The organism is Polaribacter litoreus (assembly GCF_054584775.1).
This window is the reverse complement of record NZ_JBTLRD010000057.1, coordinates 1-2309: the sequence shown is the minus strand read 5'-3', so window position 1 is coordinate 2309 and position 2309 is coordinate 1. Positions and strand designations below refer to the sequence as shown.

Sequence of the window (2309 nt, the reverse complement as noted above, 5' to 3'; positions counted from 1 at the left end):
TTTTTGCAATCTTATATTTTCCTTCGGAAAATAACGATGGCACAAAATCGCAACTTTTAATACACATAAACGTTAGCCACAATTAAAACCAACCTATGCCCGAGATTAAAATTAACGAAGATTATTTACTACTGTTAATTGACAAAAATGGTCAAATAGAAATAGACAAGATAGAAATTGTAAAAAATTTTGATGAGGAAAATGTTCAACTTTCGGAATTATGTGGAGCTGAAGAAAATGATAATATTGACCAAATCATATCATTCATAAGAAATTCTCTTCAACCTAAATTACCTAATAAAACTTTCAAATATTGCAAAGAATTAGACAAAGCTTATCAAAGCATTCACATCAATATTGAGTTAGGTATTGAAAGTATTTTAAACGAAAGAGACTTAATTTTTATAAATCAAAAAATCGCAATACAAGAAGGTAAAGAATTTAATTTAGCTTCAAAATTTAGGGAGTTAAAAAATTGGATACAAAAAAAAATGGAATTGTGGTTTAAAGTTTTCGATATTGAAATTACCTATGTTAAAGCAAAAAAAATATCAAACGTATTAGCTTATTCTCATAGAATTAGCGGTTGGTCACGTCCAGAATATAAAATAACAGATAATTTAACACAAGAAGTTAAGACAAATTTCGGTTATGGCAAATCAAGTTATTTTTATTCCATATTGACCTATAAAGACATAAGAATAACTCCCCTCTCTGAATGGGTTGAATATAGATTTGCAGGTTTTTCTGAGATTATAAGATACACTCGTAGTTTTAAATCAAAAATCCCTGTATTAAATGATAATGGAAAAGTTTGGTATTATAAGCATAAAATTATAAACGAATATTGGTCTAATGCATTAACTTTCGCAAAAGATGCTGCTAATTTATCTTTAATAGATGAGCATAAATTTATAGAAAAATACATTATAGAAGAATGTGAAAAAATGGTAGAAGGCCTTAAAAAGTTTTATACAGATTCTGAATTTGAATTCTTAGATGAAAATGAAATTACTGAACTAAAAGCTTCAATAAAAAAATACAGAGTCAATTATAGTGGTTTTGAACTTATAAACTTTAGAACAGAAAAAATAATAGGTGCGCTGGACTTTATTGATAAAATCAAAGAATATAATTCCATAACTGAGACAAAAAAATATACTAACATAATCATTTCATTCTGTGATAAACTTATAGAAAATGTATATTTAGCGTTAAATAACCAAGAAAAAGAACTTTTAGAAGCTCAAAAAGAGTTAGATGATTTTATGATTACGAATAATGATATTATAGAAAAAAATAATTTCTTGAATGACGAAAGAGCCAGATTAAAAAAGGATTTTAATAAAGTATATGGGATATCTTTTAATGAGTTTCAAGTTAGCTATAATGAATTTTTAAAAAAATCCACACAGTTAAATCATTCAGTTAATTTAAAATCTGACAATATTAATCGTTTAAATTACCATATAGAAAAATATCACAATTATAAATCAAAATATGCTTAACAAATTCAGTTGGTATTTTTTAAAAAACCATTATTCATATTTTAATGAACTCTTTTCAACATTTAATGATTTTTCTGAAAAAGAATTGCTAAATCTCTCTGACAAACTTGAATTAGGAAGGCTAAAAATCTATAACGAAGATTTCTTTTATAGCCCTAGAAAATTTGGTTTAATTTTCAATAATAATATAGAGTGGACTACTGTTTTAAAGGAAAAATATTACAAAAAACCAAAAATAGTAAAAACTACAAAGTATGTTAATATATACAGTTATGAAATAAACTTTGACAGCCTACCAATTAGTATTTACACTGAAATGAAAAACGAACGAAATACAATAATTATAAAAAGTAATGAAGCATATGGAGGAATAATGTCTGATGAATGGGTAAATAATGAAATAGAAAGTATTAAAGCTTTTCACAAAATGCTTAATGAAAAATCAGACTTTAATGACAGTACTTTATACAGAATCGCTGAAAATGGCAATTTAAATTTTTTCTGTAATAATGATTTTTATGGAAAAATATTTGAAAAACTAAATAATGACATAAAAAACTTTGGTGTAATGAAATTTTATAATATGAATTAAAAACTGTGGCTAACACCGTATATAATTTATTGCTGGCTTCTTGCCTACTTGCGAAAGTCCTCGCGGACTTTCTTTGTCAGTAATTATTTACTAAATTAGTTGCTTGAAACACGCAACAAACCATATACAACAACGTTAGGCACAATTAAAGAATGAAAAAGATTACCTACTTTATAATTACAATAATTATAGTTAGTTGCGGAACTTTA

The 2309-nt window shown here is 25.6% G+C and carries 2 protein-coding genes; both read left to right on the top strand.

Features of this window, described 5'->3' with window-relative positions; translation table 11 throughout:
• The first annotated feature begins 95 nt into the window (after window positions 1–95).
• Window positions 96–1508 (top strand): hypothetical protein, encoded by a 1413-nt coding sequence (locus tag ACW9UN_RS17010; protein WP_459487564.1) that lies wholly within the window; start codon window positions 96–98, stop codon window positions 1506–1508.
• Complete coding sequence (locus ACW9UN_RS17005; RefSeq protein WP_459487563.1) at window positions 1501–2100, top strand: hypothetical protein; 600 nt, start codon at window positions 1501–1503, stop codon at window positions 2098–2100. The genes ACW9UN_RS17010 and ACW9UN_RS17005 overlap by 8 nt, the downstream gene beginning before the upstream one ends.
• Window positions 2101–2309 lie beyond the last annotated feature (209 nt).